Source organism: Bradyrhizobium sp. CCBAU 25360, assembly GCF_028128695.1.
In the GTDB taxonomy this organism is placed as follows: domain Bacteria; phylum Pseudomonadota; class Alphaproteobacteria; order Rhizobiales; family Xanthobacteraceae; genus Bradyrhizobium; species Bradyrhizobium ottawaense.
The window spans coordinates 452,800-474,778 of the sequence record NZ_LBJA01000045.1; the positions used below are offsets into that span (position 1 = coordinate 452,800).

21 protein-coding genes are annotated in these 21,979 nt (G+C 64.8%); 9 read left to right on the forward strand and 12 right to left on the reverse strand.

Features of this window, described 5'->3' with window-relative positions:
• Positions 1–101: 101 nt before the first annotated feature.
• From ppx to XH81_RS36295, 4 genes are all read right to left on the reverse strand, one after another.
• Positions 102–1,604 carry an exopolyphosphatase gene (ppx, locus tag XH81_RS36280; RefSeq protein WP_028144989.1) on the reverse strand — a complete coding sequence of 501 codons (1,503 nt, stop codon included), beginning with the start codon at positions 1,602–1,604 and terminating at the stop codon, positions 102–104.
• Positions 1,605–1,619: 15 nt separating this feature from the next.
• Positions 1,620–3,812, reverse strand: coding sequence for an RNA degradosome polyphosphate kinase (locus tag XH81_RS36285; RefSeq protein ID WP_028144988.1), 2,193 nt, complete (start codon positions 3,810–3,812; stop codon positions 1,620–1,622).
• A gap of 158 nt (positions 3,813–3,970) precedes the next feature.
• Entirely contained in the window at positions 3,971–4,648 is a 678-nt protein-coding gene (locus XH81_RS36290) for a DnaA ATPase domain-containing protein (RefSeq protein WP_028144987.1), read from the reverse strand.
• Positions 4,649–4,778: 130 nt separating this feature from the next.
• On the reverse strand, positions 4,779–5,321 hold the full coding sequence (locus XH81_RS36295; RefSeq protein WP_025035876.1) for a CDP-alcohol phosphatidyltransferase family protein: 543 nt from the start codon (positions 5,319–5,321) through the stop codon (positions 4,779–4,781).
• A 157-nt stretch (positions 5,322–5,478) separates the two neighbouring features.
• Here XH81_RS36295 and purM point away from each other — a divergent pair, with 157 nt between their 5' ends.
• Positions 5,479–6,552: a phosphoribosylformylglycinamidine cyclo-ligase gene (purM, locus tag XH81_RS36300; protein ID WP_028144986.1), complete on the forward strand. Its 1,074-nt coding sequence runs from the start codon at positions 5,479–5,481 to the stop codon at positions 6,550–6,552.
• Between the two features lie 14 nt (positions 6,553–6,566).
• A complete protein-coding gene (gene purN, locus XH81_RS36305; RefSeq protein WP_271596805.1) occupies positions 6,567–7,220 on the forward strand; it encodes a phosphoribosylglycinamide formyltransferase in 654 nt (217 codons plus the stop codon).
• 90 nt (positions 7,221–7,310) lie between these two features.
• On the opposite strand, the gene XH81_RS36310 is transcribed toward purN, so the two are convergent.
• Positions 7,311–7,517 (reverse strand): cold-shock protein, encoded by a 207-nt coding sequence (locus tag XH81_RS36310; protein ID WP_007591938.1) that lies wholly within the window; start codon positions 7,515–7,517, stop codon positions 7,311–7,313.
• Positions 7,518–7,896: 379 nt separating this feature from the next.
• Between XH81_RS36310 and XH81_RS36315 the strand changes: the two genes are divergently transcribed.
• Complete coding sequence (locus XH81_RS36315) at positions 7,897–9,030, forward strand: autotransporter outer membrane beta-barrel domain-containing protein (protein ID WP_028144984.1); 1,134 nt, start codon at positions 7,897–7,899, stop codon at positions 9,028–9,030.
• A gap of 10 nt (positions 9,031–9,040) precedes the next feature.
• Here the strand turns inward: XH81_RS36315 and XH81_RS36320 are convergent, their stop codons facing one another.
• A complete protein-coding gene (locus XH81_RS36320; RefSeq protein WP_271596806.1) occupies positions 9,041–10,081 on the reverse strand; it encodes a LysR family transcriptional regulator in 1,041 nt (346 codons plus the stop codon).
• 70 nt (positions 10,082–10,151) lie between these two features.
• On the opposite strand from XH81_RS36320, the gene XH81_RS36325 reads away from it, so the two are divergent.
• The 5 genes from XH81_RS36325 to XH81_RS36345 all read left to right on the forward strand — a co-directional run bounded on the left by XH81_RS36325 (position 10,152) and on the right by XH81_RS36345 (position 13,782).
• Positions 10,152–10,769, forward strand: a complete 618-nt coding sequence (locus XH81_RS36325; protein WP_028144982.1) for a hypothetical protein — start codon at positions 10,152–10,154, stop codon at positions 10,767–10,769.
• The gene (locus tag XH81_RS36330; protein ID WP_028144981.1) at positions 10,756–11,376 is read left to right on the forward strand and encodes a GNAT family N-acetyltransferase; all 621 of its coding nucleotides are present in this window, start codon (positions 10,756–10,758) and stop codon (positions 11,374–11,376) included. Before XH81_RS36325 ends, XH81_RS36330 begins: the two co-directional genes overlap by 14 nt.
• Positions 11,377–11,401: 25 nt before the next feature.
• On the forward strand, positions 11,402–11,965 hold the full coding sequence (locus XH81_RS36335) for an isochorismatase family protein (RefSeq protein ID WP_028144980.1): 564 nt from the start codon (positions 11,402–11,404) through the stop codon (positions 11,963–11,965).
• A gap of 30 nt (positions 11,966–11,995) precedes the next feature.
• The gene (locus tag XH81_RS36340; RefSeq protein WP_162832232.1) at positions 11,996–12,166 is read left to right on the forward strand and encodes a hypothetical protein; all 171 of its coding nucleotides are present in this window, start codon (positions 11,996–11,998) and stop codon (positions 12,164–12,166) included.
• Between the two features lie 233 nt (positions 12,167–12,399).
• Complete coding sequence (locus tag XH81_RS36345; protein WP_028144979.1) at positions 12,400–13,782, forward strand: aspartate aminotransferase family protein; 1,383 nt, start codon at positions 12,400–12,402, stop codon at positions 13,780–13,782.
• A gap of 218 nt (positions 13,783–14,000) precedes the next feature.
• Here the strand turns inward: XH81_RS36345 and rnd are convergent, their stop codons facing one another.
• The 5 genes from rnd to XH81_RS36370 form a co-directional block, all read right to left on the reverse strand.
• Positions 14,001–15,149: a ribonuclease D gene (rnd, locus tag XH81_RS36350; protein WP_028144978.1), complete on the reverse strand. Its 1,149-nt coding sequence runs from the start codon at positions 15,147–15,149 to the stop codon at positions 14,001–14,003.
• Positions 15,150–15,559: 410 nt separating this feature from the next.
• A complete protein-coding gene (locus XH81_RS36355) occupies positions 15,560–16,894 on the reverse strand; it encodes an ABC transporter substrate-binding protein (RefSeq protein ID WP_028144977.1) in 1,335 nt (444 codons plus the stop codon).
• Between the two features lie 11 nt (positions 16,895–16,905).
• Positions 16,906–17,775, reverse strand: a complete 870-nt coding sequence (locus tag XH81_RS36360; RefSeq protein ID WP_028144976.1) for a carbohydrate ABC transporter permease — start codon at positions 17,773–17,775, stop codon at positions 16,906–16,908.
• On the reverse strand, positions 17,772–18,722 hold the full coding sequence (locus XH81_RS36365) for a carbohydrate ABC transporter permease (RefSeq protein WP_028144975.1): 951 nt from the start codon (positions 18,720–18,722) through the stop codon (positions 17,772–17,774). The genes XH81_RS36360 and XH81_RS36365 overlap by 4 nt, the downstream gene beginning before the upstream one ends.
• 1 nt (position 18,723) lies before the next feature.
• Positions 18,724–19,572 (reverse strand): phosphodiesterase, encoded by an 849-nt coding sequence (locus XH81_RS36370; RefSeq protein ID WP_028144974.1) that lies wholly within the window; start codon positions 19,570–19,572, stop codon positions 18,724–18,726.
• A 190-nt stretch (positions 19,573–19,762) separates the two neighbouring features.
• Between XH81_RS36370 and XH81_RS36375 the strand changes: the two genes are divergently transcribed.
• A complete protein-coding gene (locus tag XH81_RS36375; RefSeq protein WP_028144973.1) occupies positions 19,763–20,296 on the forward strand; it encodes an REP-associated tyrosine transposase in 534 nt (177 codons plus the stop codon).
• Between the two features lie 119 nt (positions 20,297–20,415).
• Here the strand turns inward: XH81_RS36375 and XH81_RS36380 are convergent, their stop codons facing one another.
• Complete coding sequence (locus tag XH81_RS36380) at positions 20,416–21,888, reverse strand: protein adenylyltransferase SelO (RefSeq protein WP_028144972.1); 1,473 nt, start codon at positions 21,886–21,888, stop codon at positions 20,416–20,418.
• Positions 21,889–21,979: the final 91 nt, after the last annotated feature.

A 21,979-nucleotide genomic window follows, 5' to 3' on the forward strand; every position in this document is an offset into this window, starting at 1 on the left:
CTAAAGCGCGATGCGATTAGGATGAAACGTCATCGCTCTTCAGGTTGTTGTTTGAGCATGATCTTTTCGGAAAACCGCTGCGCACTTTTCCGGATCATGCTTTAGCGCCGCACGATCGAGCCGGCGCGGCTGACCAGGCGGGCGAGTGCGCGGAAGCGGCTGCCGACGCGGTCGGCGACGAGGTCGCCGAGGCGGTGCTCGAACACCAGCATCAGCTTGCGGCCCTGGCTGCGGAAATGCGTGGCCGGCAGCACGCCCGGGCGCGCCGCCGAGATCAGATGCGCGACGCGGAACGCCGCCCCCAAGAGGCGCGCGCGTTCGAGCTGCGCCGGCGTCAGCAGCTCCTGCATGGTGACCGGCGGCTGGTTTTCCTCGCTCAGGCCCGCATAGCGATAGAACACCGACAGGCCGACGAAGGCACGCTCGGTGTGGGTGATCGCGCCGAAATTGCCGTTGACGACCAGGCTCAGCGTCTGCTCGCCGCGGTGATCGGGATGCACGCGCCAGCCGATATCGGACAGCAGGCACGCGGTGTGGCGCAAGCGGCGGTCCTCCTCGGTCTCGCGCAGCTTCACCACGCGCGCGAGGCGGTCGGTCCAGGCGATCAGCTCGTGGGCGTGCTTGGCCGAGCGCGACAGCAGCTGGTTCAGCTCTTCCGCGGCGCAGATCAGGCCGTCCTTGTTGCGTTCCGGCTCCGACAGCTTCTCGTGCAGCAGGCCCTCGCGCACGCCGAAGGTCGAGAACACGATCGTCTTCGGCTTCGCCACCCGGATGATGTGCTCGAGCACCAGCGCCGCATAGGTGAGAAGGGGGCGGCGGGCATCGGCGACGCTCTCGATGTCGGCGAGCATGTCCGCGGCCGCCAGGCGACGGAGACGACGCGAGAAGTCGAGCGCTTCAGCCGCCGACAGCGAGTAACCGTGCATCACCTGGAGCGGATAGCCGCTCTGGATGATGTGAATGCGCGCCAGCGCGCGCCAGGTGCCGCCGACGGCGTAGAAGGTGCGGCCGCTGCCGGCGGTGAGCTGCGGCACCTCGTCGAGCTCCTCGCGCACGATGCGATCGGCGCGCTTGAGCGATTTATGCGCGAGGTCCTGCAGCGCGAGGCCCCCCAGCGGCAGCGTCACGCCGCTGCGCACGCTGTTCCTGCGCACGTCGATCAATTCGAGCGAGCCGCCGCCGAGGTCGCCGACGATGCCGTCGGGATGGTGGATGCCGGAGATCACGCCGAGCGCCGACAGCCGCGCCTCGCGCGGGCCCGAGAGGATCTCGATCTTCACGGCGCAGATGCGCTCGGCCTTCGCGATGAAGTCGGGGCCGTTGGAGGCGTCGCGGCAGGCCGCGGTCGCGATCGCGAACACGCGCCCGACCTGCATCACACGGCACAATGCGCGAAAGCGCCTCAGCGAGGTCAGCGCCTTGTCGACGGCGTCGGGCGCGAGCAGACCGGTGCTCTGCACCTCGCGGCCGAGGCCGCACAGCGTCTTCTCGTTGAAGATCGGAATGAGGCTCCGCGTCAGCCCCTCGTAGACGACGAGACGGACCGAGTTGGAACCGATATCGATGACCGCGACGCTCGAGCCGCGCTTGCGCGGCCGCTTCACGTCGAACATCCCTGATCAGGATTGATGGCGTTCGTTCCGGCGCGTGAGACGACGCGGCGAGGATTCCTTGAGCGACTTTCCACGGCCAGACAGACTCGGATTTGTCATGAAGTAGTTGTGGACGTTGAAAGGCTCCTCGCCTTTCGCGGTCTTCATACGCGTTGAGGACCCGTCCGGCAACAATTGCCAGCTCTGCTCATTGTCCTTGAGATTCGCGACCATGATCTGTTCGAGAACCTGCTGATGCACCGTCGGATTTTGCAGCGGACACAGCACCTCGACGCGGCGGTCGAGGTTGCGCGGCATCATGTCGGCGGAGGAGATATACACAGCCGCTTTGGCGCTCGGCAGGCCCTGGCCCATGCCGAAGCAGTAGATTCGGCCGTGTTCCAGGAAGCGTCCGATGATCGACTTGACGCGGATGTTCTCGGACAGGCCGGGAATGCCGGGGCGCAGGCAGCAGATACCGCGCACCACGAGCTCGACCTGCACGCCGGCCTGGGAAGCCTCATAGAGCGCGTCGATGATGTCGGGGTCGACCAGTGCATTCATCTTCATCCAGACCGCACCGTGGCGGCCGTGGCGCGCATGCGCGGTCTCGCCCTGGATGTGCTCGATGATGCGCTTGCGCAGGGTCAGCGGCGACACCGCCATCTTCTCCAGATCGCTCGGCGCGGCATAGCCGGTGATGAAATTGAACACACGCGCGGCGTCGCGGCCGATGGTCGGATCCGAGGTGAAGTAGGAGAGGTCGGTGTAGATGCGCGCGGTGACCGGGTGATAATTGCCGGTGCCGGTATGGACGTAAGTCGTGAGGCTGCCGCCCTCGCGGCGCACCACCATCGAGAGCTTTGCGTGCGTCTTCAGTTCGAGGAAGCCGTAGACGACCTGCACGCCGGCGCGTTCGAGGTCGCGTGCCCAGCGGATATTGGCTTCCTCGTCGAAGCGCGCCTTCAGCTCGATCAACGCGGTGACGGATTTGCCGGCCTCGGCGGCTTCCGCCAGCGCGCGGACGATCGGCGAGTTGTTGGAGGTGCGGTAGAGCGTCTGCTTGATCGCGACGACATCGGGGTCGCGCGTGGCCTGCTGCAGGAACTGCACCACCACGTCGAAGGATTCGTAGGGATGATGGACCACGAGGTCCTTCTGCCGGATCGCGGCAAAGATGTCGCCGCCATGCTCGCGCACGCGCTCGGGGTGGCGCGGCACGTAAGGGGTGAATTCGAGATCGGGCCGGTCGAGGCGGGTGAGCTGCGAGAGCTCGTTCATCGCCTGCACGCCGTCGACCAGGAACACCTCGTCATCGGCGGCCGACAGCGCGTGTTGAACGAAGTTGCGCAGCTCCTCCGGCATCTTGGCGTCGATCTCGAGCCGGATCACCGATCCGCGGCGGCGGCGCTTCAGCGCGGTCTCGAACAGGCGGACGAGGTCTTCCGCCTCTTCCTCGATTTCGAGCTCGGAGTCGCGGATGATGCGGAAGGCGCCCTGGCCGTGCAGATTGTAGCCGGGGAACAGGCGGTTGATGAACAGGGCGGTCGCCTGCTCCAGCGAGATCAGCCGGACGGCCTTGCCCTCGGTCGGCAGGCGGATGAAGCGGTCGATCTTGCCGGGCATGCGGATCAGCGCGTTCATCTGCTTGCCGTCGGCGGCGCGCGTGAGCTGGAGCGCGATGGTGAAGCCGAGGCTCGGGATGAACGGGAAGGGGTGGGCGGGGTCGATCGCCAGCGGGGTCAGCAGCGGGAATACGTTGCTGAGGAAGTAGTCCTCGATCCAGGTCCGTTCCGCCTTTGTGACCTCCTTGCCCTCGACGAGCACGATGCCGACATCGGCCAGCGTGCCGCGCAGGTCGCGCCAGATCGCCTGCTGGTCGGAGGCGAGCTCGGAGACGGTGCGGTTGATCAGCGCGAGTTGCTCGGATGGCGTCAGGCCGTCGGGGCTGCGTTCGGCAATGCCCTCACGCACCTGGGCCTTGATGCCGGCGACGCGGACCATGAAGAACTCGTCGAGGTTATTCGCCGAAATCGACAGGAATCGCACCCGCTCCAGCATGGGGTGGCTGGGATTGACCGATTCCTCCAGGACGCGGCGGTTGAAATGCAGCCAGGAGAGCTCGCGGTTGATGAATCGCTCGGGACTCGATGCGATCGCCGGCAGGCTCTCGGTCTCTGGGGCTTTTTCTTTAGTTTCAACAGCTTGCGCAGAGTCCATCAGAAGTCGGTCCATCCAGTTCGCCCCAATTTGCGACTTATGTGCAAAACCGGCCGGAGCATGTGTTAGAGCGATGACGTTTCGATGACATTGATGTTCCGCCGGTTCGCCGCGTCAAGCGGGCTTGGCGTGGGTCTGGAGGCGGCCGCGGAGGCCGATCAGGCGTCGCGGAGCAGCTCGGCGGCCAGCGCCCGGGTGACCGGGCGGCCGAGCCTGAGGGCTTCGCTGTCGAGCAGTTCCACGGCCTGGCGGGCGGCGGCCGAGGACCGCTCCAGGCGGGTGGCGAGGTAGCCGACCACGCTCTCGTCCACGGTGAGCTGGCGGTCGGCGCAGAATTTGACGATCAGGCCGCGGAACAGCTGGTCGTCGGGCGGTAGCAACGCGACCACTGGAACGGCGCGCAGACGCGAGCGCAGGTCGCGAAGCTCGATCTCCAGCGAGGCCGGCACCTCGCGTCCGGTGAACAGGACGTAGGCGCTATCCTCGCGGGCGAGGTTCATCAGGTGGAAGAGGGCGCGTTCGTCAAGTTCCCTGGCCTTGAGATCCTCGACCACCAGCGCGCCGGTGGCGAGCGCGCCCGGGACCCCCGCGGCGCTCAGCGCATTGGCCGTGGTGGAGCGGGCCCCTGATGCCTCGGCCCAGATCGCGGCGAGATGGCTCTTGCCGCTTCCTTCGGGACCGGCCAGCCACATGATCCGGTTCGGCCATTCCGGCCAGCTGTCGATCAGGCCGAGACCGGCCGCATTGGCGGGGCCTTCGAGGAAATTGTCCCGGCTGAGGCTCTCCGCATGCGGAAGCGAAAACGCCAATTGTCGGGGGTGAACGCGGCCTGGCACGCTTGCTTTGCTCCATGCCGGCGCGCCGGCGTCATTCGAAGAGGTCGGACGTATCGAGCGGGAGTTGGCCTTTTACGGGGCCGCATCGCCTCTCATTTGGCCTCGATCGTGCTACTTGGCCTCGATCGTGCTACTTGGCCTCGATCGTGCTCATGTGCCGCAGCCACTCGACCAGATAGAGCGACACGGAGGAGAGTGTGAAGACCGTGACGAGGCCCATCAGGATGATATCATAAGGGGCCGGCTTGAAGCCGAAGGCAAGCGCTGCCAGCACGAGCGCCGCGAACGCCACCTGTGCCACGGTGTTGAGCTTGGACACTTTCGACGGCTTCATCTCAACGGGCCGGTCGAACAGCCAGGACACGATCACGGCGGCGACGATCATGATGTCGCGCGAGACCACCAGGATCACGATCCAGCGCGGAATTGCGCCCCAGATGCCCAGCGCCATGTAGATCGAGACCAGCAGCGCTTTGTCCGCGAGCGGGTCGAGCAGGGCGCCGAGTTCGCTCGTCATGTTGAAGCGCTTGGCCAGGAAGCCGTCCACGGCGTCGCTGATACCGGCGATCAGGAAGACGGCGAACGCGACCTCCATTTGGCTCGACACGATGGCCCAGACGATGATCGGGACCAGCATGATGCGGCCCAGGGTAATGATATTCGGAATACTCACGAAAGCGCTTCCCGGCACCCGGTCTGACCTCGAATCCGGCCTCTCGGGAGGCTGAACCGGTTGATATCTCTACATAGTATACGGCGGTGCGCCATGCGAGCCATTGCGCGTCCCCGGAATTCGACGTAACCAGCCGCGAACCCACTGGAAATCGGGCATGACCGACCGCAAAAACGGCCTCACTTACGCCGATTCAGGCGTCGATATCGATGCGGGCAACCGCCTGGTCGACCTGATCAAGCCGATGGTGCGCGCCACCGCACGGCCGGGCGCCGACGCCGAGATCGGCGGTTTCGGCGGCCTGTTCGACCTCAAGGCGGCCGGTTTCAAGGATCCGGTCCTCGTGGCCGCGACCGACGGCGTCGGCACCAAGGTCAAGATCGCGATCGAGACCGGGCTGCATGGCGGGATCGGCATCGATCTCGTCGCCATGAGCGTCAACGACCTCGTGGTGCAGGGCGCCGAGCCGCTGTTCTTCCTGGACTATTTCGCGTGCGGCAAGCTCGATCCGGAGGCGACGGCCTCGATCGTCGCAGGCGTCGCGGAGGGCTGCCGCGAATCCGGCTGCGCCCTGATCGGCGGCGAGACCGCCGAGATGCCCGGCCTGTACAAGGACGGCGACTACGACCTCGGCGGCTTTGCCGTCGGTGCTGCGGAGCGGGGCACGCTGCTGCCGCGCAAGGACATCGCGGCCGGCGACGCCGTGATTGGCCTCGCCTCGTCGGGGGTGCATTCCAACGGCTTCTCGCTGGTGCGCAAGATCGTGGAACAATCGGGCCTCGGCTTCGAGGCGCCGGCGCCGTTCGCCCCGGTCATGACCCTTGGCGGCGCGCTGCTGACGCCGACGAAACTTTACGTCAAATCCTGCCTGCGCGCGATCCGCGAGACCGGCGCGGTGAAGGGGCTCGCCCACATCACCGGCGGCGGCTTCACCGACAACATTCCGCGCGTGCTGCCGAACAACCTCGGTGTCGGCATCGATCTGGCCCGCCTGCCGGTGCTGCCGGTGTTCAAATGGCTGGCCGCGCAGGCCGGCATCGCCGAGCTGGAGATGCTGCGCACCTTCAACTGCGGCATCGGCATGATCGCGATCGTCGAGCCCGACAAGGTCGACGAGGTCATGCAGGTCTTCACCGACGCCGGTGAGACCGTGGCGCAGCTCGGCACCGTGATCCCGGCCGAGGGCGAGCACCGCGTCGTCTATAACGGCCATCTCGACATGGCACTGTAATGACTGGCGCTGTGATGAAGCGCCGCGTCGCCATCCTGATCTCCGGCCGCGGCTCCAACATGTCCGCGCTGATCAGGGCCGCAAGCGCGGCGGATTTCCCGGCGAAGATTTCGCTCGTCATCTCGAACAAGGCCGATGCGCTCGGCCTTGAACGGGCCAAGGCAAGCGGCGTGAACACGCTGGTGATCGAGAGCAAGCCGTTCGGCAAGGACCGCGCCGGTTTCGAAAAGGTGCTGCAGGCGGCGCTCGACCAGCACGGCATCGAGCTGATTTGTCTGGGCGGCTTCATGCGCCTGTTCACGGCCGAGTTCACCAGGGCGTGGTACGGGCGGATGCTCAACATCCATCCGTCGTTGCTGCCGTCCTTCCCCGGCCTCGATCCGCACGGCCAGGCGCTGCGTGCCGGCGTCAAGCTGTCCGGTGCGACGGTGCACTTCGTGATCCCCGAGACCGACGCTGGCCCGATCGTGATGCAGGGCGCGGTTCCCGTGAGCGATCACGACACGGGGGATACGCTGTCGGAGCGCATCCTCGAGGTCGAGCATCGCATCTATCCCGAAGCGCTGCGGCTGCTCGCCACCGGCAAGGTCCGGATCGAGGGCGACGTGTGCAAGACCGACGGAAGCTCCGCGTCGGAGAATTTTCTGGTTGCGCCGGTGGTGAGCTGAGCCGCATTCCTGCGACGGGCGTCCCAAACAAAATCCCCCGGCAGAGCCGGGGGCAACGTCATGATCTCTCGCGCTTTGGCTTGAGAGATATCAGGAGACCTTGAGGTTCTCCGCGGATGCTTTGCCGCGGTTCTCCACGAGGTCGTATTCAACCACCTGGTTCTCGTTGAGGGTCGAGAGTCCGGCACGCTCGACGGCGGAGATGTGGACGAACACGTCCTTGTCGCTGCCGTTCGGCTTGATGAACCCATAGCCCTTGGTCGGGTTGAACCATTTGACGGTGCCCTTTTGCGGCATCGCTAGTCTCCTCCACTAGATATAAAAAAGACGCGGCCGCTTTTCGCGTGCCACGCCACAAACGGGCTTCCGGGAGTCTGTTCGAGTCTTGAGTCTCAATGTCGCGAAACGCACAGCCGAGCGGCCAATTCCGATTGTGTCCAACATTGCAACATGAAAATCGCCCGTTAGCAAGCCGCGCGTAAATTTCAAGGGCGGGCGGATTGTGCCGTTCTGCAATTTCCGACCTGTGGCCGCGGAACCACAATCGAGGGCAATAGCCTCGGTGACCGCGGGCTAAGCGGTTGACCCTCCGTGGCAGTTCGGCACAAATCGCGACATGCGTGCGCCGCGCGTGTTGCATTTTTGCGCGCCGCCATTTGCTTCGGGATTTGTCGTCATGTGCTGCACACCGCAGCCCTCCGGGACACGGCAGACGATCGGGCTGGACCGCGTCCGCAGGGTCGCGGCAGCGATCGCGACGGCGTTTGCGATCGTCTTGATGTCGGCCACGTCGCCAGTCTTCGCGCAAAGCCCGACGCCTACGCCGACCCCGACGCCCACGCCGTCACCCACCCCGATCCCGTCCCCGTCAGCCGGCAACGCTGCGCTCGATCTCGGCTCGAACTTCCTGGAGCGGCTCGGCAACCAGGCATCGAACGGTTTCAACCGGACGTTCCGCACCAACCCCGGCGGCGGCGGCGCGTCCGCCGCCACCGAGGATCCGCGCTACCGCACCTGGTTCGAGGGCTACGGCATCTCGGTCCGGACCGATGCGCAAGGCGACTTCGTCGGCGACCGGCGCAAGACGGTTGGCGGCGTCGCGGGCTTCGGCGCGCGCGTGGCTCCGGGTGTCAATCTCGGCTTCTCCGTCGACCAGAGCCACACCGACGTCGACGTGCCGCTGGCGCTGCAATCGGCCACGCTCGACCTGACGCAAATCGGCTTCAACGGCTCGGTCGACAAGGGGCCATGGACCTGGGCCTTTGCCGTGGTGCACGGCTTCGGCAAGGTCCGTTCCAGCCGCGACACCGGCCTTGGCCTTGCGACCGCGGGCTATCGCGCCGCGGTCGACGGCGCGCTGACCGAGATCAGCTATTACTGGACCAAGGACCAGATGCGCATCGTGCCCAAGGGCGCACTGGAATATGTGCGCGCCACCAGCGCGGCGTTCCAGGAGGCCGGCGGCCTCGATCCGCTCAACGTTGGTTCGACGGCGCTCTCACGCGCACGCATCATGATCGGGGCCGAGATCGGCCGCTACTTCATCATCGACCAGAAGATCCTGGACCTGTCCGGCTACGGCAAGTTCGTTGACAATTTCCACCAGGATCTGGGATCGGTCCAGGTCAGCCTCGGCGCCCAGAACATTGTCGTTCCCGGCATCGGCGAGAGCCGTTACGGCGTGGATGCCGGTGCCTCGGCTTCGCTCAGCCTGACCAGCGTCGCGCGGCTCTACGTCAATTACGACGGCAAGTTTCGCAACGAGCTGACCTCGCACCAGGGCACGGTCGGGTTCGAATATCGCTGGTAGGCGCAGCCTCCTAGGTCGGCGTCGCCGCGACATATCCCGTCAATCCAAAACCCTCGCGCGCCGCCGTCATCATCGGCATCAGCGCGTTCGGATGGATGAACTCGTCGCGGAAGCAGGGATAGGTCTTGGCATCGAAGATCTTCTTCAGCCAGTCGACCACGATCTTGTGGCGCTCGGAGGTGCGGAATTCCCGGTGATAGGTGAGCCAGAGATCGGCGTGGTGGCTGACGCCGAGATCGACGGCGATCAGCGGCGCGCCGAGCGCGATCGAGACCGTCGGCAGGAAGCCGATGCCGGCGCCGCGCTCGACGGCATAGAGCACGCCGACCGAGGAGTTGGTCTTGATCCCGACGATGCCCTCGAGCGACTTCAGTCCGAGCACGCGCGCGTAGGCGCCGTCGTCGACCTGCGGCGCGCTCTGCTTGATGATGCGGTGGTTCTTCAGGTCCGCCAGCGTCGCCGGCACGCCGTAGAGATTTTCGTACTCCTTGGAGACGAAGGGATAGATGTGCAGACGCCCGAGCTTGGCGACGATCAGATCCGGATTGGTCGGCGGCTCGAGCTGGATCGCGATGTCCGATTCAAGCCGTGCGACGTCGGCCTGCTCCATCGCGCAGCGCAGATCGACGGTGATCTTGCGGTAGGTCTTCTGGAAGTCGATCAGTCGCGGCAGGATCCAGAAATTGCCCGGGCCTTCCGTCACCGCGACGCGCACTGTGCCTGAGGTGTCGTTCGACGACCGCGAGGCGCGCCGGAAGACGTTGAAGGCATGACGCTCCATATGCGCAACGTCGGCGATCATCGCGGTGCCTTCATCGCTGAGCGTGAGCCCGCTCTGGTCGCGCAGGAACAGCTTGCAGCCGATGCTCTCTTCGAGCCGGTCGATCCGGCGCATCAGCGTCGTGGAGGTGAGCCCGAGCTCCTCAGCGGCGTTGCGAAAACTTTTATATTTTGCGCACGCTAAAAACAGTTTCAAATCGTCCCAGGACGCGCCCAGGGCTTCTTCACGGTGCTGCATCATAGCAGCACCCCGGTGCAATAACTGCTGCATACTCCTGATCCCCAGCCGCTAAGCTCGTCGGCATAGCGGGGCACGAAAGCCCGGACGATAGAGGCGCGATATGGCTATGGAAAGGGGCTCGTTTGCCGCAAGGCATGATTTCGATGCCTTGCCGCTGAGCTCGGATGTGGATGTCCGCTGCGCGCAATTGTCCGAAATTGCACCGCTTTCGCAGATGGCGCACCGGCTGGTGCCGGGCGTGCGGATCGGGACAGCCGAACTTGCGCATTACTTCACGTTCGATCCCCAGAGCATCCTGACGTTCCGCCGGAAAGGCGATCTCGTCGGCGGCATGGCTTTCCTGTTTCTCAATGACCGCGGGCACGATGCGCTGCTGCTCGACGAGATCTGCCTCGCCGCGCCCGAGACGCGCTATCTCGCTTCCGCGAACGAAGAGGTCGCTGCCATCTACATCTGGGCGATCGCGGCGACGGGACGCGGTATCGCCGGTCTCGGCAAGGCTGCAGCACATCTGCGACAGCTAAGGTTTCGCAGCGCCGATTGCTATGCGCAGCCGTCAACGGTGGCCGGACGCGACATCATGAAGGCGACCGGCTTTGCGCCGGTCCCGAGCTTCCAGCCCGACCTCTGGTGCTACGAGCGGCCCTGGCATCGGCAGCCGATGCGGATGCCAGGCGCGATCATCCAAGCAAGGAGTTTTGCAGATGCACGGTACTAGGATTCCCGTCGCCAAGCCCTGTTCCCGCGCCATCACCATCCGCCTTGCGCGCGATCCAAGCGATCTCATGCTGGTCACTGCCATTCGCTCGGCGGTCTATCTCGCCGAGCAGGATTGTCCGTTCGAGGAGGAGTTCGACGGCAACGACATGGTCGCGGCCCATTTCATCGGCTTCGTCGGCAACGAGCCCGCAGGCTGCCTGCGGGTGCGCTTCTTCGGCGATTTCGCCAAGGTGGAGCGGCTCGCGGTCCGCCACCAATACCGGCGCTCGCGCGTCTCGTTCAAGCTGGTGCAGGCCAGCGTCGACTATGTGAAGCGCAAGGGTTTTCGCAAGATCTACGGCCAGGCGCAGGACAGGCTGGTCGATTTCTGGGCCCATTTCGGCGCCAAGCCGCTCGGCCACAATCGCAAGGTCACGTTCTCGGATTTTTCCTACACGGAAATGCTGCTGGAGATCGAGCCGGGACCGGACGCGATCACGCTGGACAGCGATCCCTACGTGATCATCCGCCCCGAAGGCGATTGGGACCGGCCGGGCGTGCTCGACGCTTCGGCGGGGCGGGCGGTGACCTCACCGCTGCGGGATCTCGCGCTCGCCGACCGTTGAAACTGGTGCAGCTCTGCGCAAGACAATGCTGGCTTCCATTCACGAAGATCCGCCGATCCTGGTCTGCGCGGATCTCCAGGTCGAATATCTGACCCCTGGGCGCCGCCACGTCGTCCTCGACGGCGACGCCGTCACTGCGCGCTGCCTGGAACTCCTGACCTTGTGGCGGGGCAATCTCTGGCCGGTGATGCATCTGAAGCGCATCGCACAGGCGGCGTGGTTCAATCCGGCATCGAGGCTGACCGATTGGATCGCGGAGACCAAGCCGCGGCCGGGAGAAATGACGTTCGACCATCCGCTGCCGTCGGCCTACAGCTCGTCGCGGTTCGTGGACTACATGTCCAATATCCGCACTGTGCGCTGCATTCTGATCGGTTTTTCCCTGGACGAGACCATCCTGGCCACCGCCGTTGATGGGTTTCACCGCAGCCATCGCTACCAGGTCGTCGCTGACGCCGCGGCTTGCCGGCAGCCGGGTACGGGCGATGCCGCCGCCTATAAGCATGCGGTAGTGAATGTCATCGGGAATTTTGCTACAATCCAGTCCAGCGCCGAACTGATCAGAACCAGCGGCGCCGTTGCGGTGTAGGCGGCCGCGACCGGCGGATGGGGTGAGAGATTGTCACGGGGAGACGAGCTCAAGGAGCTGGCGAGCGATCTGTCGCGTGCGGCCGAGAGGGCGCGCGGGCTGGGTTTGCCGACGACGGTCTATCTGCTCTCGATGGCGCTGGTGGAGGTGAGGGAAGCCGCCGCCGGCACTGACGACGGGCATGACGACGACGCGGCATGAGAGCTGCTCCACGTGTTGCTTCGTCATGAGCGGATTTGTCACGTGCGGCTTTGTCACGTGCGGCAATGTCACGTGCAGCTTTTTCGCGTGCATCTTTGTGCATCGCTGCTGAGCGCTTGCTGCCGACGAATTGGCGTTGCAAGTTCTGCGCTGTCGCAATAGCCAAGGTACTTGATCATCGAGTGATGACGCCGGCTGTGCCTGCGACGTGACGCTTTCAAGGATCCTCGCAAATGTCCATGCTGCCCAATTCGCAAGAGGCCCGGGATGTGGCCTATCAGCTCCATCCCTACACCAATGCGCGCACCCATCAGCAGGCCGGTCCCCTGGTGATCGAGCGCGGCGAGGGTCCCTACGTCTTCGATGCGTCGGGCAAGCGCTATTTCGAGGCGATGGCCGGCCTGTGGAGCGTCGGGCTCGGCTTCAACGAGAGGCGGCTGGTCGAGGCTGCACACAAGCAGATGCTGGCGCTGCCGTTCTATCACACGTTCTCCGCCAAATCGCACGGGCCCTCGATCGACCTTGCCGAGAAACTGGTCGCGCTCGCGCCTGTGCCGATGAGCAAGGTATTCTTCACCAATTCCGGCTCGGAAGCCAACGACACCGTCCTCAAGCTGATCGCCTATCGCTCCAACGCGCTCGGCCAGCCCCAGCGCAAGAAGGTGATCAGCCGGATGCGCGCCTATCACGGCGTCACCATTGCCTCGGCGAGCCTCACCGGCCTGCCGAACAACCACCGCTCGTTCGACCTGCCGCTGCCGAACATCCTGCACACGGGCTCGCCGCATTTCTACAAGGACGGCGCCCCCGGCGAGACCGAGGAAGCGTTTGCGACGCGCCGGGCCGAGGAGCTCGACGCGCTGATTCAGAAGGAGGGTCCCGATACGATCGCGGCGTTCTTCGGCGAGCCGGTGATGGGCGCGGGCGGCGTCATCGTGCCGCCGGCGACCTATTGGGACAAGATCCAGGCGGTCCTGAACAAGTACGACATCCTGCTCGTCGCCGACGAGGTGATCTGCGGCTTCGGCCGAACCGGCAAGATGTTCGGCTGCGAGACCTACGGCATCAAGCCTGACGTGCTCGTGGTTTCCAAGCAGATCACCTCGAGCTATTTCCCGTTCTCGGCCATCATCATGAACGATCGCATGTTCGAGCCGATCGCGGACGAGAGCAACAAGATCGGCGTGCTCGGCCACGGCTTCACCGCGGGCGGTCATCCGGTCGGATCGGCGGTTGCGCTGGAAAACCTCAAGATCATCGAGGAGCGCGGCCTGGTCGCGCATGCCGCCGAGCTCGGCGCCTACATGCAGGGCAGACTGCGCGAGCTCACCAGCCATCCGCTGGTCGGCGAGGTCCGCGGCGTCGGCATGATCGCGGCAATCGAGCTCGTGCTCGACAAGGGGCGCAAGACCGCAGCGGCGACGCCGGGCGCAGTCGGTGGCATCGCCAGCCGCATGCTCCAGGAGCGCGGCGTGATCTCGCGCAACATGCTGGACGCCATCGCCATCTGCCCGCCGCTGATCGTCACCAAGGCGCAGATCGACGACCTCGTCGCCGCCATTTCGGGCGTGCTGAATGACATGAAGGCGGAAGTGGCGAAGCTGACGCCGGCGTAGGCTCTTGTCTGGGCGCTCAATCTAACACCGTCACCCTGAGGTGGCCGCTTCTTCAGCGGCCCTCGAAGGGCGACGGCCCGGCTGGCTCGCAGTGTGGCCGCTCATCCTTCGAGGATCCCCGTGCGATGCTTTGCATCGCACGCCTTTGCAGACAACGGCTTCGCCGTTGCGCGGGGATGACGGTCTGAATTATGCCGCGTTGATAGCTGGCGGCAGCCTTACGCCCGCTGCACCCCGATCACGCGGCCCTTCTCGATCGCCAGCGCCAGCTCGCCGCGCTTGAGCTTCAAGGCGGCATCGCCGAACAGCTCGCGGCGCCAGCCGCGCAAGGCGGGGACGTCGGCTTCGTCGTCGGCTGCGATCTCTTCGAGATCGTCGACGGTGGCAATCACCTTGCTGGCGACCGCATGCCGCTCCGCGGTCATGCGCAGCAGCACCTTCAAGAGCTCGACGATGGCGGCGCCATTGTTGTTGTTGCGCGGCTTCTCCAGCTTCGGCAGCGTCGAAAAATCCCGCGCCAGCCCGCGCTCGACCGCGGCGACGATGTCCGCGCCCCATTTGGATTTCTCAAAACCCTTCGGCACCGAGCGCAGATGGGCGAGCTTCTCGAGCGTGTTCGGCGCGTGGGTCGCGATATCGCTGACGGCCTCGTCGCGCAGCACGCGGCCGCGCGGCACGTCGCGGCTCTGCGCCTCCTGCTCGCGCCAGGCGGCGACCTCCATCAGGACCGCGAGATCCTTCGGCTTGCGCACGCGCGTCTTCAGCCGCTCCCAGGCGCGCTCGGGGTGGAAGTCGTAGGTCCGGGGCGAGGTCAGGACCTCCATCTCGATGGAGACCCATTCGCTGCGGCGGCGCTTCTTGAGGTCGGCATCGAGCGCTGCGAACACGTCGCGCAAATGCGTGACGTCGGACACGGCGTAATGCATCTGCTCCTTGGTCAGCGGCCGGCGCGACCAGTCGGTGAAGCGGTGGGTCTTGTCGGGGCGGTGGCCGGTGACTTTCTCGACCAGCGCGTCGTAGGCGATGCTGTCGCCGTACCCCAGCACCATCGCGGCAACCTGGGTGTCGAACACCGGATGCGGGATGATGTTGGCCTGGTGCCAGATGATCTCGATGTCCTGACGGGCGGCGTGGAAGACCTTCAGCACGGCCTCGTTGGCCATCAGCTCGAAGAACGGCTTGAGGTCGATCCCCTCGGCCAGGGTATCGACGACGACGGCTTCCTCGGCGCTGGCCATCTGCACCACGCATAGCAGCGGGTAGTAGGTGGTCTCGCGCAGGAACTCGGTATCGACGGTAATGACGGGGTGCTTGGCCAGCCGGCTGCAGGCAGCCGCGAGGTCAGCGGTGGTGGTAATCAAATCCATGAACGGCCCATGACACTTGACATCAGCCGTTCTGCCGAAAGCGCTGTGATGTCAAGGGGCTCGATGCGAATTCGAGCCTTGCATTTGGATCGGAATCGCTTTTTCCGACGAAATTCCTATTCGTAGCGGACCCGGTGCGAGGATTTGCGGGCACAGGGCAACGCCACCACGACCACGCACATGGCGACCAACGCCAATCCCAGGAACTCGAAAACCAACAGATCCACGGCGAAATCTCCAGAAACATTGATAGATTTGTCGGGGGTGCGTTGAGGGTCTGTTAATTGCGATGGTTACCGGCGGTGCGGGCCGCCGGATGGTGGACGGGGGGTTAATACGGGCGACCGCCTAAAACGAAATCGGCGCCCCGCATGACGGAGCGCCGATGGTCGTTGGCGATGCAGCGATCCTTACGGCAGCTTCAGCGACGTCTCCGCATTGTACGGCTTCAGCGTCTCATCCGCGGCCTTCTGGGCGGCGGCGAGGGCCTCCTTCGGCTGCTTCTTGCCGTTGAGGACCAGCATCACCTCGTCCTCCAGCGTCTTGCGCACCGGGACGGTCTTGTAGGTCGCAAACCAGGGCTTTGCGACATCGAGCTGCTCGACGGCGGTCTTGGCGTCCGGGTTCTTGCTCAGGAAGTCGACCATCTCAGGCGTCTTGTAGGCGGCCATGTTGGGCGCGAAATAACCGGTGGCGCGGCTCCACCAGCCGCTCTTCTCGGGCGAGGTCATCCACTTGATCAGCGTCCAGGCGGCCTTCTGCTTGTCGGCCTCGAGCCCGGCCGGAACGATCAGCGAGGCGCCGCCGATCGGCACGGCGTTGCGGACGTTGCGCGGGATGAAGGCGACCTTGTAGTTGAACTTGGCGTTGTCGCGCACGTAAGTGAGCGAGCCCGTCGACAGCATCATCATCGCAGCATTGCCTGAGATGAAAGAGGTGCTGACGGCAGGGCCGGGCGTGGCGCCGGGCGCATGGACCTTGTGCTTGGTGACAAGGTCGTTCCACCAGGTCAGTGCGCCCAGCATCGAGGGCGTGTCGTAATAGACCTCGCCGCCGAACTCCTCGTTGTAGTAGCGCCCGCCATTGCTCATGGTGAGCGTTTCCATCATCCAGCCGCAATAGTCGTAGGCGCAGGGGATCGCGACGCCCCATTGGGTCACCTTGTCGCCCTCGCGCTTGGTGAGCTTCTTGGCCCAGTCGGTGAGCTCGGCCCAGGTCTGCGGCGGCTTGCTCGGATCGAGACCGGCTTCCTTGGCCTTGTCGGCGTTGATGTAGAGCAGCGGCGTCGAATTGTGGAACGGGACGCCGTAGACCGAGCGGTTGATCACCGCGTTGCCCTGCAGCGCGGGGAAGAACTGGCCGAGGAACTGCTCCTTGGTGGTGCCGTCGGCCTTGATCAGGGCATCGAGATTGGTGAGCTCGTTCTCGATCTGCATGTCGAGCAGGAAGTTGGCCGACATGATCACGGCGGACGGCGGCTTGCCGGCCTTGATCGCGGCGCGCGTCTTGATCAGCGTGTCGTCATAGGAGCCGGTGTAGACCGCGGTTGCCTTGACGTCCGGATGGGTCTCGTTGAACTCCTTGATCAAGGTGCCCATGTCGCGGGCGAGCTTGCCGTCGACGGGGACGGGGAAGAACAAATCGATCTCGGTCGGACCTTCGCCGGCGAGAGCCGGAAAGGCGAGGGCGCCTGCCATAGAGCCTGCCATGGCGAGGCCCAGCATGAGCCTGCGGGAAAACAGCATCGAAGAATCTCCTATTTGATGCCTGAGGTGACGAAAGAGCTGATGAAGCGCTTCTGGAAGATCAGGAAGGTGATGAGCAGCGGCGCGATCACCATCAGCGTGCCGGCGGCGATGGTGCCCCACGCTTGCGTGCCCTCCGCGGTCTTGGTGAAGACCGAGAGCCCGACCGTGAGCGGCCGCTTGTCCGGCGAGTTGATCACCATCAGCGGCCACAGGAAGTCGTTCCAGTGGCTGGTGACGGAGATGATGGCGAAGGCCGAGAAGCTCGGCACCGACAGCGGCACGTAGATGTGGCGGATGCGCTGGAACAGGCTGGCGCCATCGATCAGCGCGGCGTCTTCCAGTTCGGTCGGAATGGCTTCGAACGCCTGCCGCATCAGGAAGGTGCCGAAGGCGGAGGCGAAGAACGGCATCATCACGCCGGTGAGCGTGTCGTAGAGGCCGAGCTGCGCCACCAGCGACAGGTTCGGTACGATCAGCAGCACCGGCACCAGCATCAGCTGCATCAGGAACAGATAGAAGATCAGCGTCTTGCCGACGAAGGCGAGGCGGGCGAAGGCAAAGCCCGCCAGCGTGATCGTGGCGAACTGCACCAGCAGAATGCCGGCGCAGATGATCGTGGTGTTGAGCGTGTAGCGCGGGAAATCGCCGATCTCCCAGGCATCCCTGACATTGTCGAGCGTCGGCTTCAGGCTCGGCATCAACTCGGCCATGGCGTTGATGCCGTCGGAGGCCGGGCGCAGCGTCGCCACGACCATCCACAGGAACGGGATGAGCCAGACGATCGCGAGCAGCACGGTCAGCAGGAAGCCGAGCTTGGGCGTGATCTCGCCCCTTGTGGCGAGCGGGGCGTCCCTGAACAGGCGGTCGAACAGCTTCATGGCCCGCCCTCGCGGTTGGCCATGGTGCGGAAGGAGAGCGCGGTGAGGCCCATCAGTGCGGCGAGAGTCAGCAGCGTCGCGGCCGAGGCCTTGCCGACGTCGTAATGCTCGACCGCCTGCTGGTAGATGTAGAACAGCACGAGGTTGGTCGAGTTCGACGGTCCGCCCTGGGTCATGACGAAGACGTGGTCGACCTGCGTCACCGCGTTGAGCGTGGCGATCACGGTAACGAACAGGAAAGTGGGCTTGAGCTCCGGCAGGATGATGTGGCGCAGGCGCATGTAAGGCCCGGCGCCGTCGAGATGTGCGGCCTCCATCACGTCTTCGGGCACGGCCTGGAGGCCGGCGAGGAAGAACAGCATGTAATAGCCCGCGTTCTTCCAGATCGTGATGACCATGATCGCGTAAAGCGCGATATCGGGGTCGCCGAGCCAGTTCGGCAGCACCGGAAGCAAGCGGCCAATGTAGTAGTCGAGCAGGCCGACATTGGGCAGGAAGATGAACATGAACAGCGCGGAGGCCGCGACCATCGGGATCAGCACCGGCAGGAACAGTGCCGTGCGCAGCGCGCTGCTCACGGCGTTGGTGCGCGACAGCGCCAGCGCGAACAAGAGCGCGAGGCCGATGCTGGGGACCGCGGTGCCCACAGCATAGACGAGATTGTTGACGACCGCGCCGGAGAAAGCGGGGTCGGCCAGCACCGCTGCGACGTTGTCGAGACCGACGAAGCGGACCGGCGCCTTCGGCGTGGCGCGCTGGTAGAGCGCATCGACGAGCACGCGGCCCATCGCGCCATAGGTGAACAGCGCGAGGAAGACCAGCGAGGGCAGCAACAGGAGATAGGCGGGCAGCGAAGCTCTGAAGCGCGTGCCGAGGCGCTTCAGGACGTCCAGGCGCGGCGCCGCCGAGGTCGCGACCGGAAGAGCCGCGGGTTCGGCGAGGCTCATCTCACCGCGCCGGGAAATTGAGCGCATAGTCGCGGCCGTCCGTTCCCACGGGTGGTTCGAACGGGAAGCGCAGACTTTCGTCGAGGAAGTCGTGGCTGTGCACGACGAGATTCTCGTCGTCGATCAGCACGACGCCATAGGCCGGCGGCTCGTGGCTGGCGAGGTGCGGCGCGTTGGCGTCGAGCTCGAACCAGACCTGGTGGTTGGTGCCGCGCAAGGTCGAGAACGGGATCTTGCCGTAGCTGCCGAAGATGGGACGGTGCACATGGCCGAAGAAGAGATGGCGGATGCGGGCGCGATAGGGTGCGATCACCTCGGCAAATTCGGCGCTCTGCTTCAGCCCGATCTCGTCCATCGCATGGACGCCGATCGGGAAGGGCGGGTGATGCATGAACACGACGAATTGCTGGTCGGCAGGCGCAGCCGCGAGCGTCTTCGCGAGCCAGTCGAAGCGCTTGGCGCACATCTCGCCGGCGTGGCTGGTCTCGTCCAGCGTGTCGAGGAAGACGAACAGGCCGTGCTCGGTGGTCCGCGTGCCCTGCACGAAGCCGTTTGAATCGCGCGGCGCGGCCTTCAGGCTATCGAGGCAAGTCACGCGCTTGTCGTGATTGCCGACCATGGCAATGTAAGGGATTTTGAGCGCGGCCATCGCGTCGGCGAAATTGGCGTAGGACTCCGGCTCGCCCCAATGCGTGAGGTCGCCGGTCACGACCGCGAACGCCGCGTCGGACTGATGCTTGTTGATGTCGGCAATCGCAGCGTCCAGCCGGGCGCGCGGGTCGAGGCCATAGAGCTTCAAGCCGGGGTTTGCCAGATGCGTGTCGGTGATGTGGATGAATTTGAAGGGCATGGCGCGCTTTGTCGGGACCGTTGGAGGATGGGCGCCTCCGGCAAGACGACCCTGACAGGCGGTTAGAGGGCGTGTGTTTCAGTTTGATGACAGCGGTTCCTGCGTCCACAGTGCTCGCTTCGTAGGGTGGATTAGCCGAAGGCGTAATCCACCACAGTGAGCCAACTTCAAGTTGTGCTATCGGTGGGCGATGTCCGACTACCGCCGCGCATTCGTCCCGGGAGGATGCTGGTTCTTTACCGTGAACCTGCTCGATCGGCGGAAAGCTCTTTTGACCGACCAGATTGAGAGCCTACGAGACACGGTCGCCGCAACGCGACAGAGCCACCCCTTCGCAATCGATGCTTTCGTGGTTCTGCCGGACCATCTCCGCGCAATCTGGAAGCTGCCGTCGGGCGACGCCGATTTTTCGGTGCGCTGGCGCTTGATCAACTCTCGTTTCGCCAAAGCACTCCCGGTGACCGAGCGGCTGAGCGCTGTCCGTTTCTCACGGAATGAACGCGGCATATGGCAGCGACGGTTCTGGGAGCACCTGATCCGGGACGAGGCCGACTACGCCCGCCACGTCGAGTATTGTTATTACAATCCCGTCAAGCACGGGCATGTGTCGCGAGTCTGCGACTGGCCGTATTCGTCATTTCACCGCGATGTTCGTGCAGAACTGCTTCCGGAGGATTGGGGCGGAGACACTCAGTTCATCGGCGAGTTCGGAGAGCGGACGTGATAGCCGCGCCAATCTGTAGGGTGGATTAGCGAAGCGTAATCCACCTCTTTACTTTCCGGCTTCGAGAGAAGTGGTGGATTACGCCTTCGGCTAATCCACCCTACGCACCGGGTTTGTGGCTACGTCCCGCAGAACGTCTGCAACACCCGCTGGTCCGGCAGCGGTGGATCGGCATAGGCGGCGTAATCGGGCTGGTCCTCGAAGGGTTTCGCCAGCACCTTCACCAATTCCTCGAATGGCGCGTAATTGTCGTCGTTGACCGCGGCCTGGATCACGGCCTCGACGCGGTGGTTGCGCGGGATGAACATGGGATTGACGGCGTGCATGGCCGCCTGCCGCTCGGCGGCGCTCTGCGGCTCCAGCGCGATGCGTGCGCGCCAGCGGCCGGCCCACTCGTCGAAGGCCGCGGGCTCCATGAACTGCGCGCGCGCATCCGCACTGCCATCAACGGCGGCATGGCCCAAATTGCGGAAGGTGAGGGTGAAGTCGGCCTGGTTCTTGGCCATGGCGTCAAACAGGTCCTGGATCAGCGCCTCGTCGCCGTCGCGCTCCGTGAACAGGCCGACCTTTTTGCGCAGGCCGGCTTGATAAGCCGCGCTGAACTGGTCTGAGAACGCGCCGAGGATGTCCTGGGCCTCCGCGACCGCCTTCTCCTGCTCGTCGGAGAACAGCGGCAGCAGGCATTCGGCGAGGCGCGTCAGATTCCACAGCGCGATACGCGGCTGGTTGGCATAGGCGTAGCGGCCCATCTCGTCGATCGAGGAGAACACCTGCGAAGGGTTGTAGGCGTCCATGAAGGCGCAGGGTCCGTAATCGATGGTCTCGCCGGAGATGGAGCTGTTGTCGGTATTCATGACGCCGTGGATGAAGCCGACCAGCAGCCAGCGCGCGACGAGATCGGCCTGGCGCGCGACGACGCCGGCGAGCAGCGCATGATAGGGCCGCTCGGCGCCGACTAGTTCCGGGTAGTGCCTGGCGACGACGTGGTCGGCGAGCCGGCGGATCGCATCGGTGTCACGGCGCACGGCGAAGAACTGGAAGGTGCCGACGCGGATATGGCTGGAAGCAACACGCGTCAGCACCGCGCCGGGCAGCGCGGTCTCGCGGATGACGTGCTCGCCGGTGACGACGGCGGCGAGCGAGCGGGTGGTCGGGATGCCCAGCGCATACATGGCTTCACTGACGATGTATTCGCGCAGCACAGGTCCGAGCGCGGCGCGGCCGTCGCCGCGGCGGGAGAACGGGGTGGGGCCCGAGCCCTTGAGCTGGATGTCGCGGCGGATGCCGTCGCTGTCGATGACCTCGCCGAGCAGGATGGCGCGGCCGTCGCCGAGCTGCGGCACGAACTGCCCGAACTGATGTCCGGCATAGGCCATGGCGATGGGATCGGCGCCGGCGGGAACCGTTTTGCCGGCCAGGATCGCCGCGCCCTCCGGGGTCTCCAGCAGGTCAGGATCGAGCCCGAGCTGGACCGCCAGCGGGCGGTTCAGCTTGATCAGCCGGGGGGCGGCGACCGGGGTCGGCGCGACGCGGGCAAAGAAGCTGTCCGGCAGCGCCGAATAGGAGTTCTGGAAGGGGAAATGAACGGTCATGGAGGTAAAGATAGGCGGGGAACGCCTGATGGCAAAGGCTTGACGTCAGATCGGCCCAAAATGGGCCTTCCGAGCCCAAAACAGCCCGTTC

Bases quoted from the DNA above. Each gene is read 5' to 3' on its own strand.
- XH81_RS36285 (WP_028144988.1), bottom strand. From the start codon at position 3,812: ATGGACTCTGCGCAAGCTGTTGAAACTAAAGAAAAAGCCCCAGAGACC.
- purM (WP_028144986.1), top strand. From the start codon at position 5,479: ATGACCGACCGCAAAAACGGCCTCACTTACGCCGATTCAGGCGTCGAT.
- purN (WP_271596805.1), top strand. From the start codon at position 6,567: ATGAAGCGCCGCGTCGCCATCCTGATCTCCGGCCGCGGCTCCAACATG.
- XH81_RS36310 (WP_007591938.1), bottom strand. From the start codon at position 7,517: ATGCCGCAAAAGGGCACCGTCAAATGGTTCAACCCGACCAAGGGCTAT.
- XH81_RS36315 (WP_028144984.1), top strand. From the start codon at position 7,897: ATGTGCTGCACACCGCAGCCCTCCGGGACACGGCAGACGATCGGGCTG.
- XH81_RS36320 (WP_271596806.1), bottom strand. From the start codon at position 10,081: ATGCAGCAGTTATTGCACCGGGGTGCTGCTATGATGCAGCACCGTGAA.
- XH81_RS36325 (WP_028144982.1), top strand. From the start codon at position 10,152: ATGGCTATGGAAAGGGGCTCGTTTGCCGCAAGGCATGATTTCGATGCC.
- XH81_RS36330 (WP_028144981.1), top strand. From the start codon at position 10,756: ATGCACGGTACTAGGATTCCCGTCGCCAAGCCCTGTTCCCGCGCCATC.
- XH81_RS36335 (WP_028144980.1), top strand. From the start codon at position 11,402: ATGCTGGCTTCCATTCACGAAGATCCGCCGATCCTGGTCTGCGCGGAT.
- XH81_RS36345 (WP_028144979.1), top strand. From the start codon at position 12,400: ATGTCCATGCTGCCCAATTCGCAAGAGGCCCGGGATGTGGCCTATCAG.
- rnd (WP_028144978.1), bottom strand. From the start codon at position 15,149: ATGGATTTGATTACCACCACCGCTGACCTCGCGGCTGCCTGCAGCCGG.
- XH81_RS36355 (WP_028144977.1), bottom strand. From the start codon at position 16,894: ATGCTGTTTTCCCGCAGGCTCATGCTGGGCCTCGCCATGGCAGGCTCT.
- XH81_RS36360 (WP_028144976.1), bottom strand. From the start codon at position 17,775: ATGAAGCTGTTCGACCGCCTGTTCAGGGACGCCCCGCTCGCCACAAGG.
- XH81_RS36365 (WP_028144975.1), bottom strand. From the start codon at position 18,722: ATGAGCCTCGCCGAACCCGCGGCTCTTCCGGTCGCGACCTCGGCGGCG.
- XH81_RS36370 (WP_028144974.1), bottom strand. From the start codon at position 19,572: ATGCCCTTCAAATTCATCCACATCACCGACACGCATCTGGCAAACCCC.
- XH81_RS36375 (WP_028144973.1), top strand. From the start codon at position 19,763: ATGTCCGACTACCGCCGCGCATTCGTCCCGGGAGGATGCTGGTTCTTT.
- XH81_RS36380 (WP_028144972.1), bottom strand. From the start codon at position 21,888: ATGACCGTTCATTTCCCCTTCCAGAACTCCTATTCGGCGCTGCCGGAC.